At 67.0% G+C, this 14,743-nt stretch carries 14 protein-coding genes and 1 tRNA gene; 5 read left to right on the forward strand and 10 right to left on the reverse strand.

Annotation, left to right across the window (positions count from 1 at the left end; translation table 11 throughout):
* Positions 1-149 precede the first annotated feature (149 nt).
* Complete coding sequence (locus BZF57_RS15795; RefSeq protein WP_143738524.1) at positions 150-812, forward strand: hypothetical protein; 663 nt, start codon at positions 150-152, stop codon at positions 810-812.
* 147 nt (positions 813-959) lie between these two features.
* Here BZF57_RS15795 and BZF57_RS15800 read toward each other — a convergent pair whose 3' ends face one another.
* From BZF57_RS15800 to ftsE, 4 genes are read right to left on the reverse strand one after another with little or no spacing between them, the layout of a single operon-like run.
* Positions 960-1,652 (reverse strand): lysophospholipid acyltransferase family protein, encoded by a 693-nt coding sequence (locus tag BZF57_RS15800; protein ID WP_240506018.1) that lies wholly within the window; start codon positions 1,650-1,652, stop codon positions 960-962.
* Positions 1,649-2,179, reverse strand: coding sequence for a YdcF family protein (locus tag BZF57_RS15805; protein ID WP_086739792.1), 531 nt, complete (start codon positions 2,177-2,179; stop codon positions 1,649-1,651). Before BZF57_RS15805 ends, BZF57_RS15800 begins: the two co-directional genes overlap by 4 nt.
* A gap of 9 nt (positions 2,180-2,188) precedes the next feature.
* The gene (locus BZF57_RS15810; protein WP_086739794.1) at positions 2,189-3,130 is read right to left on the reverse strand and encodes a cell division protein FtsX; all 942 of its coding nucleotides are present in this window, start codon (positions 3,128-3,130) and stop codon (positions 2,189-2,191) included.
* Positions 3,127-3,855 carry a cell division ATP-binding protein FtsE gene (gene ftsE, locus BZF57_RS15815; protein WP_086739796.1) on the reverse strand — a complete coding sequence of 243 codons (729 nt, stop codon included), beginning with the start codon at positions 3,853-3,855 and terminating at the stop codon, positions 3,127-3,129. Before ftsE ends, BZF57_RS15810 begins: the two co-directional genes overlap by 4 nt.
* A gap of 178 nt (positions 3,856-4,033) precedes the next feature.
* Here ftsE and BZF57_RS15820 point away from each other — a divergent pair, with 178 nt between their 5' ends.
* Both BZF57_RS15820 and BZF57_RS15825 read left to right on the forward strand, forming a co-directional pair.
* Positions 4,034-5,011 (forward strand): MJ0042-type zinc finger domain-containing protein, encoded by a 978-nt coding sequence (locus BZF57_RS15820; RefSeq protein ID WP_086739977.1) that lies wholly within the window; start codon positions 4,034-4,036, stop codon positions 5,009-5,011.
* A gap of 110 nt (positions 5,012-5,121) precedes the next feature.
* Positions 5,122-5,208: transfer RNA gene (locus BZF57_RS15825), tRNA-Leu, on the forward strand.
* A gap of 156 nt (positions 5,209-5,364) precedes the next feature.
* Here the strand turns inward: BZF57_RS15825 and BZF57_RS15830 are convergent.
* From BZF57_RS15830 to BZF57_RS15855, 6 genes are read right to left on the reverse strand one after another with little or no spacing between them, the layout of a single operon-like run.
* A complete protein-coding gene (locus tag BZF57_RS15830) occupies positions 5,365-6,396 on the reverse strand; it encodes a papain-like cysteine protease family protein (RefSeq protein WP_086739798.1) in 1,032 nt (343 codons plus the stop codon).
* A 22-nt stretch (positions 6,397-6,418) separates the two neighbouring features.
* On the reverse strand, positions 6,419-7,042 hold the full coding sequence (locus tag BZF57_RS21150) for a hypothetical protein (protein WP_156076265.1): 624 nt from the start codon (positions 7,040-7,042) through the stop codon (positions 6,419-6,421).
* A 16-nt stretch (positions 7,043-7,058) separates the two neighbouring features.
* Positions 7,059-8,054, reverse strand: coding sequence for a tetratricopeptide repeat protein (locus BZF57_RS15840; protein ID WP_143738527.1), 996 nt, complete (start codon positions 8,052-8,054; stop codon positions 7,059-7,061).
* Between the two features lie 19 nt (positions 8,055-8,073).
* Positions 8,074-9,354, reverse strand: a complete 1,281-nt coding sequence (locus BZF57_RS15845) for a hypothetical protein (protein WP_143738528.1) — start codon at positions 9,352-9,354, stop codon at positions 8,074-8,076.
* 8 nt (positions 9,355-9,362) lie between these two features.
* Positions 9,363-10,589, reverse strand: a complete 1,227-nt coding sequence (locus BZF57_RS15850; RefSeq protein ID WP_143738529.1) for a hypothetical protein — start codon at positions 10,587-10,589, stop codon at positions 9,363-9,365.
* Positions 10,590-10,615: 26 nt separating this feature from the next.
* On the reverse strand, positions 10,616-11,650 hold the full coding sequence (locus tag BZF57_RS15855) for an OmpA family protein (RefSeq protein WP_086739808.1): 1,035 nt from the start codon (positions 11,648-11,650) through the stop codon (positions 10,616-10,618).
* Positions 11,651-11,956: 306 nt separating this feature from the next.
* Between BZF57_RS15855 and BZF57_RS15860 the strand changes: the two genes are divergently transcribed.
* Both BZF57_RS15860 and BZF57_RS15865 read left to right on the forward strand, forming a co-directional pair.
* Positions 11,957-13,126: a hypothetical protein gene (locus tag BZF57_RS15860; RefSeq protein WP_143738530.1), complete on the forward strand. Its 1,170-nt coding sequence runs from the start codon at positions 11,957-11,959 to the stop codon at positions 13,124-13,126.
* A complete protein-coding gene (locus BZF57_RS15865; RefSeq protein ID WP_086739812.1) occupies positions 13,123-14,688 on the forward strand; it encodes an MFS transporter in 1,566 nt (521 codons plus the stop codon). Before BZF57_RS15860 ends, BZF57_RS15865 begins: the two co-directional genes overlap by 4 nt.
* Positions 14,689-14,743 lie beyond the last annotated feature (55 nt).

A 14,743-nucleotide genomic window follows, 5' to 3' on the forward strand; every position in this document is an offset into this window, starting at 1 on the left:
GCTGTTCGCCGGCCTCGGGCTGGCATCGGTGCCGGCGGTGCTGTGGGTGCGGCGCCGGTGGTATTTCGGGTGAGAGGGATGGGGTGGTGATCTTTGGCAAGCGGCAAAGCGTTCCGCAGGAGGGGAAGGCGGGAATGTCGGGGGAAAGCATGAGCGGCGGCGCTTGGATGAGCGATGTGTTCGGCAATTACGAGATCGGGTTCAAGCTCGGTCTCCGCCGGAAACAATTCGGGAAAGACTGGGATCCCGCGGCGCATGCCCCGCCCCCTGTTGGGCCGATCGTCGTCCAGTCGATCAATCGCTACACGCGCGGCGAGCCTCTTGCCCGTGAAGAATTTCCGGAGGCCGCCGCAGTCTGGGATGAAAAGAGCTTCAGGCGCGCGAAGGACCTCTTCTCGGTCGGCGGCTTTTATTGCGTCAAGGGCAAGCTCGCCGAGACCCTCGCGCAGTTCGATCTTGGCGAGGGCGGGCTGATCCCGTTTCCGGTCTATCAGGCCGATCTGGCGACGCCCTATGCGGGCGAGTTCTTCCTGCTCAACTTCGGCTGCATCAAGAACAGCATTCTGGTCGACCAGTGCGAAGATGCGACCAAGTTTCTGGTTCGAAAGGCCACCGGAGTGCAGGTCTATCACTTGAATGACTTCAAGCCCGAGGGCGAGGTTGTCCTGTCGCCGCGCGCGCTGGAGGGCCCCGACCTGTGGTTCGAGGAGGCGGTGCATGAAAAGCTCTTCCTGAGCGACGCGCTAGGGCAGGCGCTGCTCGACATCGGCATGGGTGAGGTGTTCCGGCTGACCCGGTGCCGGATTGCCTGAAACCCACAAAGCGTCCTGCGCATCAAGAAGGAAAAGCTGGACCCCGGATCAAGTCCGGGGTGACGGTGTGGTCGATGGCAGAAAACCACCCAACCCCTGTCATCCCGGCAGGCTCAGCCTCGCCTGAAAGCCGACCTCCCGCCAGCCCTACCCGTTCAGCACATTGATCGCGTCATGCACCCGCGCCTCGACCTCCTCGCGCGGGAGGCCGGCGGGGATCATCTCGCCCACCTTGTAGGTGATCTGGCCCGGACGCTTGACCACGTGGTGATAGGCCCGCCCGCTGTCGACCGCGATCGGGACCACCGGCAGGCGCAGCAGCTTGTAGAGGCCCGCGAAGCCTGCCTGAAGCGGCGGCTTCGTGCCGACTGCGACGCGAGTGCCTTCGGGGAAGATCACGAGGGGGCGGCCCTCCTCGACCCGCTGCTTGGCCAGCGCAAGCATCTGGCGCAGGGTCTTGGCGCCCTCGTCACGCGCGACAGGGATCAGGCCATAGACCAGCGCCGAATAGCCCCAGCCGGGGATGCGGAACAGCTCCTGCTTGGCGAAGACCGCGGGGTCGGTGAACAGGCGCGGCGTATCGATCGCCTCGAAGAAGCTCTCGTGCTTGACCGCGATCAGCACCGGGCCCTGCGGCAGCACGCCATCGAGCACGACCTTGATGCCGAGCAGGTTCTGGGTGCACCACAGATGCCAGTCGCCCCATGTGGCCACCACGCCGCGCAGCGCGCGCGGGCGGGCGATCACCGCGATCACCGAGGCGCTCACCAGCAGCGCCGAGCCGCCATAGAACAGCACGTAGAAGGCGAGCGAACGCAGTGCGGCCAGCAGCCAGCTCAAAGGTCCGCCAATCCCGCCGCGCGGCTGGCGATCAGCTTGTGATATTCGAGGAACAGCGTCTTGAAATCGGCCTTCGAGGGCACCGCATCGCGCACCACGGTGACATGATCGGGCAGCATCCGGTCCAGCTCGCCCGCGGCGCGGCGCATGTGCCAGTCGGTCGTCACCAGCCGGAGCGAGCGGACCTCGTTCTGCGCAACCCACTTGGCGGTCTCTGCCGCGTTGGAGCGGGTGTCGACCGCCGCGTAGCCGAGCGTGATGCAGCAGGCCATCATGCGCGGGGAGACGCCGAATTCGGCGGCGAATTCCTGCGGGCGCACCTCGGGATCGACCCCGCTCACCAGCATCCGCTTCGCCAGCCCGCGGTCGAGCACCGCGATCCCGCGCGCGATCCGCCCGGGGCCGCCAGTGGGGACGATCACGGCATCGGTCTTCGCCCCGTCGGCGGGCCTCGGCAGCGCCACCACGAACCACAGGAAGCCGATGGCCCAGACCAGAACGGCCAGAGAGAATGCGCGGCGGATCATCAGGGCGGCCTAAAGCATGGCCTTGAGGGCATAGGCAATGGTGATCCTTGCCGTCACCATTGCAAGCAATACACCTGCGACCGGAATCGCGCCGATCACCAGCCAGTCGGCCAGCATCAGCCCGCCGCCGCTCACCATCCCGCTGCCCAGCGCCGCGAACTGCTGGCCGAGCAGCCACACCGCCGCAACGCCCAGCCCCGCGCCCATCAGCGCGCCCGCCGCCGCCTCGCGCAGCACATCGCGCAGGAACACCGCGGTGATCTGGCGCTGGCTCGCGCCGAGGAGGTGCATGATCTCGACCGTGTCGCGCGCGCCGGCAAAGGCGTTCCGCGCCGCGAGCCAGACCGCCGCCGCAGTCGCCAGCGCGACCAGCACGGCCAGGCCCAGCGCCAGCCATTGCAGCGCGGCGAGCGCATCGTTCACCGGCCGCAGGAAATCGCCCTGCGCATCGACCCGCGCGCCGGGCACCTTGTCCTTGAGCGCCGCCTCGATCCGCGCGATCTCGGCGGGGCCCGCCTTGCGCGAGAATTCGACGTCGATCAGCGCCGGGATCGGCACGTCGCCACTGGTAGCGCCCTCGCCGAGCCAGGGTTCGAGCATCGCGACGAGTTCGGCATCGGGGACGACGCGGACCGAGGAGACGCCCTCGATCGCCGAAAGGAGCTTCGCGGCCTCGGCCCCGCGCGCAGGGCGCAGGTCGGGGTTGGGCTCGATCACCTGCACGCTCACCGCTGCCGAAAGCCCCGCGCTGGCGCTGGTGGCAAGGTTGCGCAGCGCAAGACCGCCCGCCGCCGCGAGCACCACCAGCGCGATCAGGATCGCGATCACCCATGGGATCGGGCCGGTCAGCTTTGCGGGCGGCAGCAGCCGCGCGGCAGCGCGCCCGCGCGGGCGTTCGGGCAGGGCCTCGCCCTCTTCGGCCTCGGCCGGGAGCGGGGGGAGCGTGCTCATGCGCCGCTTCCCGCCGGACGCGGGGGATAGCGCAGCGCGCCGGTGGGATCGGACAGCTGGCCCTTGTGGAGCCGCATGATCAGCGAATCCGGGACTTTCTTGAGCAGGTGGACGTCGTGGGTCGCGACGACCACCGTCGTGCCGACGCGGTTGTTGAGCGCCTCGAACAGGCGCAGCAGCTTCAGCGCCATATCGGGATCGACGTTGCCGGTCGGCTCGTCGGCGATCAGCATCTTGGGCCGCGCGATCACCGCCCGCGCGATGGCGACGCGCTGCTGCTCCCCGCCCGACATGGTCGGCGGCACGGCATGGGCACGGTGCGAGAGGCCCACCCAGTCGAGCATGTCGCCCACCGCGCGCTGCACCTTCTTCTCGTCGGTGCCCGCGAGCCTGAGCGGCAGCGCGACATTGTCGAAGGCGGTGAGATAGGGGACGAGGCGGAAGTTCTGGAACACCACGCCCAGCCTGCGGCGCAGTTCGGGCAGGCGGCTCTGCGGCATCGTCACCAGATCGTGCCCGAACATCCGGATCGCCCCGCGCGAGGGGCGCTGCGCGAGGTAGAGCATCTTGAGCAGGCTGGTCTTGCCCGCCCCGCTCGCGCCGGTGAGGAAGTAGAAACTCCCCGGAAACAGCGTGAAGGACAGATTGCTCAGCACCTCGGGATCGGTGCCGTAGCGCAGCCCGACATTGTCGAATTTGACGTGACCGGCGAGAGCGTCGTTCATGCCCCCGCACCTAACAGGGGGGCAGGCGGCGGAAAAGCCGCAGAACGCGCCAAGCGGCACGGAACGCCCGATTTACGCCCCGTAATCTGGCCGCAATGTGGAAAACAGCGGGTAAATGGGCCGCTTGCCGCGCCTTGCTCTTGTGCGCGGGGGCGTGGGGGCTATTGCCAAGCGTGACATGATTATTGCCTGCCCAGCCTGTGGCACCCGTTACGCAGTGCCCGATGCTGCCATCGGCAGCGAGGGGCGCACCGTGCGCTGCGCCAAGTGCAAGCACAGCTGGTTCCAGGACCCGCCCGAGCTCGAGCTCACCACCCCTGCGCCCGCTCCGGCAGCGCCCGAGACCGCGGCACCCCCGCCGCCTCCGCCGCCCGCTCCTCCGCCACCGCAGCCAGAACCCGAGCCCGAGCCGGAACCGCCGGTCGCGCGCCCTGCCCCTGCTCCGGCACCCGAGACGCCGGGCGACGGCCCCTCGATCAGCCACTGGCGCACCCCCGAAGCCGAGGACGAGGCCGCACTCGCGATGCGCGCACTGCGCCGCGGCATGAACGCGCAGGGCGAGCCCGCCGCGCCGCCGCCCGCTCCGCCGCCGCCCGCTCCGCCGCCGCCCCCGCCTCCGCCCCCGCCGGCGGACGACTATGCCGATCCGCCCTTCGCGGATGACGAGCCCTATGCCGAGGATGACGACGAGGGCGGCTCGCAGTTCGATTACCGCGCGCCTTTCACCCGGCGGCGCAACCCGGCCAAGATGTGGACCCTCGCGGCGGTGCTGTTCGCCGTGCTCGCCGGATCGGCGACCGTCGCGATCAACTACTACGGCCCGCCCGACTGGCTGCCGATCGAACGCCCGACCTTCGGCATGGGCCGCCCGGGTCTCGAGCTCGATCGCAAGGCGATCATGCGCAAGGAGCCGCTCGAGAACGGCGAGGAAATCTTCCGCGTCCGCACCACCATCACCAACACCTCGGGCGAGAGCCTCGATGTGCCCAACCTCGTGGTGGTGTTCAGCGACGCGCGCGACCGCAAGATCGGCGACTGGGTGGTTGCCCCTTCCAAGCGCCGTCTGGCGCCCGGCGAGACCCTGACCGTCTCCGAAGCGATCCGCAACATCCCGCCCGGCGCCGAGGCCGCCGAGCTCGGCTGGGCGCTGCGCTGAGGCCCGTTTCGCAAACTCGCGTCAAAGAGCTTGCACGGCGCCAAACCCCTTGCTAGGGGCGCGCTCCTACCGCGGGGCCAGCGCTTTGGCTGCCCCGACATACCCCGAGTGCGGTCGTGGCGGAACTGGTAGACGCGCAACGTTGAGGTCGTTGTGGGCGAAAGCCCGTGGAAGTTCGAGTCTTCTCGACCGCACCACTCTCCTGACATAGCCGGACACCGGCTGCCGAAGGCGGCCAAGGGCAGCGCCCGGCCGCGGGCATGCGTCAACGTCAGGCGCACGCGGCTGCGTTGGCCCGCTTCATCGAACCTGAGATAATCCCGCCCGCGCCGCCTGCGCGAAGCGGCGCGCGATCAGAAGGTGACTGTCCGCAATCCCGACACGCCTTTGATGGCGGTGCTCCCCGTCACGGCCCATGTCTGCGGGTTTACGGTCACGCGCACGCCGCCCCACGGATCATGCGCGATGATCTGCCCGCTGGCATTGGTGCCGACCGCAAGGATATAGTGTACGCCGCCCTTGAAGGGGCCCGACAGGATCACCGGATTGCCCTTGCGCAGCTGGCCGAGCACGATGTCGGCGGTGAGATTCGCGCTCTGCCCGCCGATGCCGCTGATCGCCTTGATCCCGACAGGCGTCCAGTTGGACGGGCCGATGCGGTAGCTCCGGTTGCCCCGGGCGTGCTCGATCATCGCGTAGACCACGGCCAGACAGGTGACGTCGGCATGGGTGTTGGTCGTGCTGCCCTCATCGAGCGCGTTGGCCCATTCGGGAGGTTGATAGATCGCTGCCGATGCCACACGCTGGTTGTAGAGCGGGAAGGTGACCGGAAGCGTGATCGCTCCCACCGATGGCGCGCCTTCCGACTGGAAGTAGAGCGGCGCGGAGAAGGTCGAACATCCCGCCGCATTGCACGCTCTCACATTCCAGCGATAGCTGCGGCCGCGGGTGATCGGAGCGGTGTAGGACGTCTCGGGCGAGCGGGTGTCGACCACCAGCTGGTCGGTGGTGATGTCACGGATCCCGAAATCATATTCGGTGGCTCCGCTGACCGGCGCCCAGGTAATGGTCACCCGGTTGCCGCTGACCGTCTGGCCCGGTGCCGAGGCGGCCCCGGGGGACAGCGCGCGCGGCGTCGCCGGACGGGCCGCAGACGGCGCAGGGGTTGCGCGGGGCGCTGGCGTCGACCGGGGCGCGGGCGTTGCACGGGGGGCAGGAGTCTCGGGCGCTCGCTTGGCACGCCGCTCATCCATCAGGCAGCGGGATTTGTCGCGGCCGGTCAGCTTGTCGCACTTGCTCTGCGCCGCTGCCGGCGCCTCACCGCCGAGCGTCCCGACGACGGCGGCGGCACCCGCAAGAGCCGTAACGATGATCAGGCTTCGCATATCCCATCCCCCTGTTGATTGCTTATGCCGAGCGCCGCGGCGCCCAGTTGCCTTCGGCGTCGCGGCACCATTCCTGGCCGCTGCCGCTGCCGTCGCCGCTGACCAGACGGCATTCCATGCCGCCGCTGGCGCGGTAGGCGGTGGCCTCGATCCTCACCTTGGGTTTGCGACCGCCATCCCGCCAGCGCACCACCAGCATCCCGGGTCCGGGCGTGATCACGATCTGCTGGCGGATCGGGCACGGGTCCTTGCCGCCGCGGTGGTTGAGCGATTCCGCGAAAACGTAATCCGTCCCCTCGACCCCGATCAGTGTGAGCTGGCTGCGACAGATGGTCGAAGGGCGCTGTGCATTGCCCGCAAAGTAGCTGACCACGGCTTCGGGCATTCCGGGCCGAAAGCCGCCGATCTTCACCTCGACATTGTAATTGGTTCTGAGCTTGTGGGTCGGCCCGTCGAGCACGACCTGCCATGACCCCGTCACGGTCTCGGGGATCTGGGGGGCGGGAGAAGCCCCGCTCCGGAATGTCGGTGCCGCGGTGACACCGGGCAAGGGAGCGCTCTGGGCGAGCAGTGGTGCCGCAATGGCGCAGGCGGCTGCGCCAAGCGCCAGACCGCAGGCGGCCAGCCGCACCCTGCCGCTTGCCATGGTCGGGCCGCCCATCTCAGCGTCTCGGCCGGGCATCGTGCGAAGCGATCTGCCGTTCGGCATGACGACGGCGGTTGAGCCGGTCGATCGCCTCGTTCGCATAGCGCTCGCTCCGGTTGAGTTCGAAGACCCGCCGGTAGAACGTTTCAGCCGCATCATATTCGCGCCGCGATTCCGCGCAGAGCCCGAGGTTGAACAGGGTCGGACCATGATCCGGAACAAGCTGATCGACCTCCGTCCACATGGTGCAGGCCGAGGTCACGTTCCGCTTGGTCAACCGGATGCCTTCCTTGAACCTCTTCTTGGCGTCGTTCTGGAGACCATCGGTGCCTTCCTTGACCCGGATGTCGTCACGGACTTCGAGCGGCGCGAATTGCAGACGCAGCTCGGTGGCGACCCGCGAGACCAGCTGGCCTACTGTGGCTTCGATGGTCGGCGCGTCGCCGGAATTCGGACAGATCAGCTGCGAATCCTCGGCTGTGGAGGCAACGCCGAAAACGCGCTCGCGGCGGCGGCCTTCGACCTTGAGCGAATAGGTCAGGGTGACAATCTGCCGCTCGCACACGATGATGACATCGCGCCATTGCTTGCACCTGCCCTTGTTGTCCTCATAGACGCACTCGCGCGCGCGCACGTCCTCGCGCCTGCTTTCCATGCTGCTGCGGGCCGCGCCGGTCACCGTGCCGTCCGCCCCGCCCTTGGCGCGGTAGGGGACCATGCTGAAATAGGAAGCGCCGCGCACCCGCACCTCGGCGAGGGCCTGTTCGAGCTGGATCGCAAGGGTCTGGCCATCGTCGCCCGTGAACGGGCCGATCGCGATCGAATTGAGCGCGGACAGCTGGTCGCTTCCCGCAGGATAGACACCCTCGATCGGCAGGGTTTCGGCGCGCAGCGGAGCTTGCGCCGCGCCGATGGCCAAGCCCGCGGCGACCAGCATGGTCCACGCGCGGTGCCTGTGCGCCCGGCGTTTGACGGAGCGCGGTGTGACCCGATCGATCCAGACTCTGGTCATGGGGCGTCCTTTCTGCTGGTCAGCGCTCGCTCGCGGTGATCGCGATGGCGCTCTTTGCGTCGTCGTTGCCGATCTGGACCATCGGATCGGATGCCTCGCCCTTCAGGTCCTTGCCCGTGATCGCGAAGCTGAAGTTGCGCATGCCGCCGAACGGAATGTCGTTGGCAAATTCAGGCTCGCCGCCGGGCTGAGGCGACCAGGCCTGGGCAAAGCCCTTGTCGTCCGACGCGATCTTGCAGATCGTCGGGCTGGAGCAGGAGATCTGCCCCGTGAGCGGGATCGGCTTGTTGACCCCGCCGAGCATGGTCAGCCACGAGGACGAAAGATTGCCCTTGCCGTCATCGGCAATCCGCAAGGTCACGCGCTCGCTGCGGCCCGGATAGGCCGCCTCGCCTTCGAAATAGCGCACGGCCTTGGGGGCGCGTTCGCCGGCCACCGGCTTGCCGGACGAATAGGATACCAGCCGTCCGCCCTGTGCCAGAAGGAAGCCCTCGAGGAATTCCTTGCCCTTGGGCGCGGTACCGTCCGGCTGGACAATCATCACGTCCGACAGGAGGAAATCGCCGCCAGCCTTGGCCCCGGCAGTGCGTCCCTGCGTGTGCGGGGTATCGGCCGACGCCGGATCCTCGAAATCGGCCGCGCTCAGATTGGTGACGATCACATAGCGCGCCAGCGTGCCCTTGGGCGGCTCAAGCACTCCGCGCGAGGCACGGATGGCGCTGAACAGGGCCGACGAAGCGACAGGGCCGGTCTGCGGCTCGGGCACATCGACGCCGGACTTGGCGGCATTGGTCAGACCGCCGACGATGGCGATCTGGAACTGCTCGGCCTCCTTGGCCATCTCGGACAGAGCATCGCCGGTGAAGAATTCGCCGAGCCCCGAATTGCCGCTGCGGGCGGCGGCTTCCTCATCGGGCGAGAGCCCGGGGATGCAGCCCGTGAACACCGGCTGTGCGGGCGATCCGTCGGCAGGCACCAGCAGGATCGTGATGCGCTCGCGCGGATCGCTCAGGCCGCTCGCCAGCGCCAGCGCCGGATTGGCAAAGGCCAGCCCGAGATCGCGGATGAAGGCGTTGCGTTCGGCAAACTCGGTCGCGAGCGCCGACTTCTTCACCACCTTGGCATCGATCAGGATGAACGTCTGACGCAGCGGAGCGGTAAGGCCCTGCCTGTTGCAATAGGCCTCGGAGCGGATCAGTCCCGTCGAAACGGTTGCTTCGCCGCCGCCGGTCCCAGTGCCGCACCCCGCCAGCGACAACGCCACAGCTGCCGTCGCTGCGGGCGCAAGCAAATGCCTCATATTCATGGTCAATACCTGTAAAGATCGATGGGAAGGGCAGCGAAGCCGGCCGGGCCGATGGTCTGGCCATCCTCCAGCCTGATGGCCCTGTCGGTCGGCATCTTGCGGATCAGCTGCGCACGATATTCCTGCAGCACGCCGAGCACCGCCTTGTCCTTGTCGGCGATCAGGCTGACATTGCGGCACACCTCGTCATAGCCGGTCTTGCTGTTGAGCAGCTGGGCCTGACCTTGCAGCCGTTCCTGCTTCTGGGTGAAGGCGTCGTCGATCTGCTTGAGCCGGTCATGCAGCTCGCGCTTGCGCAGCTGTTCGACCTTCTTCGTCAGCTTTTCGTGCTCTTCGGCCTTTTCGGCGAACAGCGGGTTGCGGTCGTGCAGCCAGTAGGTGATCGCCAAGCCCAGACCGAAGACCACAAGGTTGCCGAACAGCAGCATGCCGGTCTGGCTGAACGGCTCCAGCGGTTGCAGGCCCAGCGCGATCCGTCCGTAGTTGTCGCGCACGATCCCCATGTACCGGACCGCCCCGACCGCGACCAGCGACACCGCCAGCAGGGCCACCGCAATCCCGATCATCCGCAGGCCTTCTGCCCGCATCCGGTCATTGTTGGGGCCCATGTAGAAATTGTAGGCCTTCAGGAACCGCCCCGCGAGGAACGCCGACCAGCCGATCGCCAGACCGACCACGATGGTCGATCCCAGCGCGACGATGCCGACATTGATGTATTCGAGGAAGAACTTGTAGTTCATGAACCCTTCCGGGATCATGATCGCCAGCGGGATGGCGAGGTCGATCAGCTTGCCCGGATTGCGCGCGTTGCGCCCGCCTTCGAGGAAGCGCATCGCCTCGTACTGCTGTTCGACATCGCGTTGCCGTTCAAGCTCGGCTCCGTATCTGTCGTTGAAGCCCGCCTGGACCTCGGCACGGTTGGTGTTGCGTTCGCGCTTCAGCCGGTCGCGTTCGAATTCGGGCACGAAGCCCTGCACCCCGCCGGGCATGGTGATCTGGCTCGCGGCGTTCTTGACCGCGGTGATCGCGCTGCCCCGCGCGGGGCCGACCTCGGTATTGAGCCACGCACTCATCGCCGGGGTGAGATTGGCGCTCATCGCCCCGGCATCGCCGTCGCCGGTCAGGTGGAGGTTGGGCGCAGCCGCCTCTTCGTCGACCCGCGACAGCAGCGCGGCCGTAGCCGGGCTGTTCATGCCCACTTCGAGTGCCCGGTAAGCTTCAATTGACATGGGGTCCCTTCCCAAGATGTCGATGTTCAAAGAATGACGGTGACCGGCTTGCTGTCCGGATTGACCGGATCGATCCGGATCTTGCGGGTGTTGGTCGGAATGACCTGCGAGCGGGCCTGCGGCGACACCTCGACTGTTCTGGCCTTGGCCTGCCCCAGTCCGAGGCGGCTGGCGCGCTGGCCGGTCGGGCGGACACGCGCCGAGGGCACGGCGACGACAGGCTGCAGCCCTTCGATCTTCGGCCCCACGGGATTGACCACTTCCGCATCGTAGCCCGACCGGAACGCGAGGTTGCGGCGACAAGTCTCAAGCATTTCGTCATCGGACGACTGGCAAAGTTCCTCCGATTGCTGGTCGGCCAGCCAGATGCCGACCGCCTCGGCCTTGGCCGAAAAGAGAAACTCGACGCGCCGGTTCATGGCGAGATCGTAATCGGTCGTGCCGCCATAGAGCGGCATGTCCTCGCCAAAGCCGATCCGCCAGATCTGGAAGGTGGACACCCCAGAAGCGAGGATCTGCCGCGCAACGGCCGTCGCGCGGCGTTCGGACAGCACGTCGTTGGCCGCATTCTCGCCCCGGAAATCGGCATGCCCGGCGACGAAGACCGCCACGTCGGGGGCCGTCTTGCGCAGCAACCCGGTGATGATGCGCGCGATCTGCTCGGCCTCGGGCCGGAGCGCGGCGCTGCCGGTGTTGAAGAAGGTGCGCTCGGGAAACACCACCCGCAGGACAGGCAGATCGATGCCGAAGCTGCTCGGCAGGCGCGAAGCCGGCACGATGCCCTCGTAGAACCTCGGGCGCTGGTCCGGCGGCAGCATCGCCGACAGATTGCTGAGGTGCTTCATCCGGTCGCAATGTTCGAGCCGGACATAGACCTGCCAGGGTTGCAGGGTGCCGCGGACCTGGGGAGGCAGCGTGTCGGCACAATCTGCGGGAAGCTCGACGACCTCCCGCATCACCTCCGCGTTAGCCGTCGCGGCTGACAGGTAAGCGGAAGCGAAGCCCAGAAGCCCCTTCCACGCAACGCTCCTGACCCGCGAAGGCAACAGTACCGCAGCCATTACTCAGCTTGTCTCCCCCCGGCGGAGTCGCTTGGTTTTTCAGTAAAGGCATATTGCTGGGCGAGATCGCTTCACAGAAATTCACACATTGCAGTTCGTCGCTGCGAAGGTCAGAACCAAGCAAATGAAAAAATTGGCTGGAGGGGCAAGCCAGTGCCGCGTAGCGGGAACTTCAAATCGGCGAATTTGGAGGTGGAACCTCATTCGTCGGGCAACACGATTTATCTCGCGTGCGCCGGTCAGCGGATCATTCTTCGCGGCAAGGCAGTCGCGTTTATTCTGGCGCTTGTAACGACCGACCGGGGCGTGTTCCTGACCCGGGACGAGCTGCACCGGTTGCAGGCCTGGAAGATGATGTCATCGGGCTCGGTCGGAAAACAGGCTGCGCGGATCACCGACAAGATCAACGGCAGCCTGAGCCCGGTGATCGAGTGGGGGCTGAAGACCGGCAACTGGCGCCTCGCCCCGTCCATCCACGAAGCCATTCCGGAACCGACCCGCGAGCAATGCCGGTCGATCCTGTCGCGCAACGACTGGAAGGCGATACTGCGGTTCGACATGGTCCCGGCGCAATCCGCGGCGCGGTGGATGCAATTGTGCGGCAGTGCGCTCGCCGACATGACCGAAGGCAAGGCGTCGCAAGGTTACCAGAAGCTGCGCGAGGCCATCGAGCTGTCGGACCACGAAGGCATCGCCGCGATCAGCGATGTGCTGGCGACGCGGCTCGGGCAGGCGCTGCCGCGCGCGCACCTTCCCGTCCCCTCGGCCACCACCACGTCGGCTTTCATGGAGGCGGCCGAGGCGCGGCGCATGGCGGCCTATGCCCGGCTCTCCCCGTCGGAAGACTGGAACCAGCAGTTCGACCTTCTGCATCGGCGCCTGCTGCGCATGATCCAGTCGGGCGATACCGCCACGCAGACGATCCTCCTGAACGCCATGGCGGTGCTCGCCCGGCGCCTCGGCCGGATGGAGCAGGCTCTCGATTGCATTCGCGAGGCGGCCGCATTGGCGATCTTCTCGGGCGACATCGTGCTCATTCAGAACATCAGCTTCAACTTCGGCAACATCATCAACGGGATCGCGAGAGACGACCCCGGCGCCTTCTCGCCCGAGACCTATCTGGGACTGCTGCAACTCGATATCGAACTGCGCGAGCGGTTGCGGATCGGCAAGGACAGCGCGCAGGCCGAGCTGCTCTATGCCTATCTGTCGCACGAGCAGGGCAATTTCGGCGATGCCCAAACCTATCTGGACAAGGCCGATGCCATCATCGCGCAGAGCAGGCAGGCGTTGGATGTCGCGCTTCGGGGCCGGGTCTTCGGTCTGCTGGCCTGCGACACCAGTGCCCCGGGCAGCCGGAAATTTGCCGAGGGTCTCGCCGCGCTCAGAAAGTCGGCCGACGCCTACGAACAGCACGGAAACCTGATTGCGGCGAGGGAAGTGCGGCAGGATCTGGCCAGACGAGCGGGATCGTGACCGTCCGCCGCAGGCTCGATGCGAGGACGGTCGCGGCCGGCATGCTCGGCTTTGCCTCCGCGCTGCCCTTCGTCTTCCTGACCGGCACGCTCGCCGCGTGGTTTTCGGAACTGGGCATTTCGATGACCACGATCGGCCTGCTTTCGTCGATCACGCTGGCCTATGGCTTCAAGCTGCTGTGGGCGCCGCTCGTGAAACGCGCACTGCACCGCTGGATGGCCGTTTGCCAGCTCGGTCTCGCGATCGGCTTTGCGGCCCTCGCGAGCCTGGACCCGCAGAGCGATCTCAACCGGTTTGCCCTGACCGGATTTGCAGCCGCGCTCCTTTCGGCCACCTTCGATACCGCCTTCGAGGCGTGGCGGATCCGGGTGGCCGACGAGGAGACCCCGGTCGAAGTGATCATGACCGCCAGCCAGATCGGCGCGCGGGTTGCGGTGTTATTGGCCGGCGCCGGTGCCCTGTGGCTCTCGGCTCTGGTCGGCTGGAACCTCGCCGCGCTCGCGCTCGCATGCCTGTTTGCCCTTCTGGCCGCCGTGATCCTGATCTGGCCCGCCATGCGCGCCGGAACCGATGCGGACGATCCGGCACCTGTCGATCCCGGCAGTGCAGCAGGGCAGCAGCTTGTCGCCGTGGCGTGCGCCGTGGCGGGGCTGGGTATAGCGATATGGCAGGTCGTCGGCTTTATCGCCCGGATTTCGTCCGCTCCCGGCGATCAGCAAGCCCAGGTCGAGGCGTACATCACGCTGCATGGCCCGCTGATCCTGGCGATGATCACGATCGTTCCGATCCTTGCCAGCCGGATGGGCAAAAGGCTCGAAGGACGCCTCAGCCACTGGTCGCCAGACACGGGCACGGCGCGGCGTTTGAGGGACGCCTATGACGCCGTCGTGGCCCCCTTCGAAGAGCTGGCCGAACGGTTCGGCCTTCGCCTTGTGCTCGTGTTCGTGTTCGTCGCGATCTACACCCTGTCGTGGTTCAGCTGGGCAGGCTTCACGCTGCCGCTCTACCTGCGCGAACTGGGCTTCACCATGGAGGAGGTTGCCGCCGCTCGCCTCTACGGCTCCCTGCCGACCGCGATCGGCATACTTGTCGGCGGCTTTACCCTGTTGAAGCTGCCGCGTCGTCAGGCGCTGCTGGTCGGAGCGCTGCTGCCGCTGGTGGCGAACGCCACCTACATCGATCTTGCCCTAGGCGGCACGGCCCTGCGCGGGGTGGTCGACCTGTTCGCCGCTGCCCTGCAATCGGAGACATCGGACGATGTGGAGCACTGGGCTCCGCTCTATCTGTCGATCACTCTGAAAAACCTCACGTCGGGTATCGCCTCGGCGATTTTCGTCGGGTTTCTGGCCAGCCTCGTGAACCCGCGCTTTGCCTCGGTCCAGTGCGCGATCTTTTCGTCGCTGTCTTTCGTCACCGGGACCATCGTGTCGGCGGCGGCGGGGAGCCTGATCGATGCCGTGGGGTTTGCCAGAATGCTGGAATATGCATCGCTGTTCGCTCTGGTGGCCGCGATATCCTCCCTGTCGCTGTCGGGCGCTTTCTACAGACGGGCGCCAAGGTAACGCCGCCCCCCGGCCCGGCGCGCCATTTTTTCGGCTAAGTTACCTAAATTGCACG

The sequence above is a fragment of the Erythrobacter colymbi genome (genome assembly GCF_002155685.1).
GTDB lineage: Bacteria > Pseudomonadota > Alphaproteobacteria > Sphingomonadales > Sphingomonadaceae > Erythrobacter > Erythrobacter colymbi.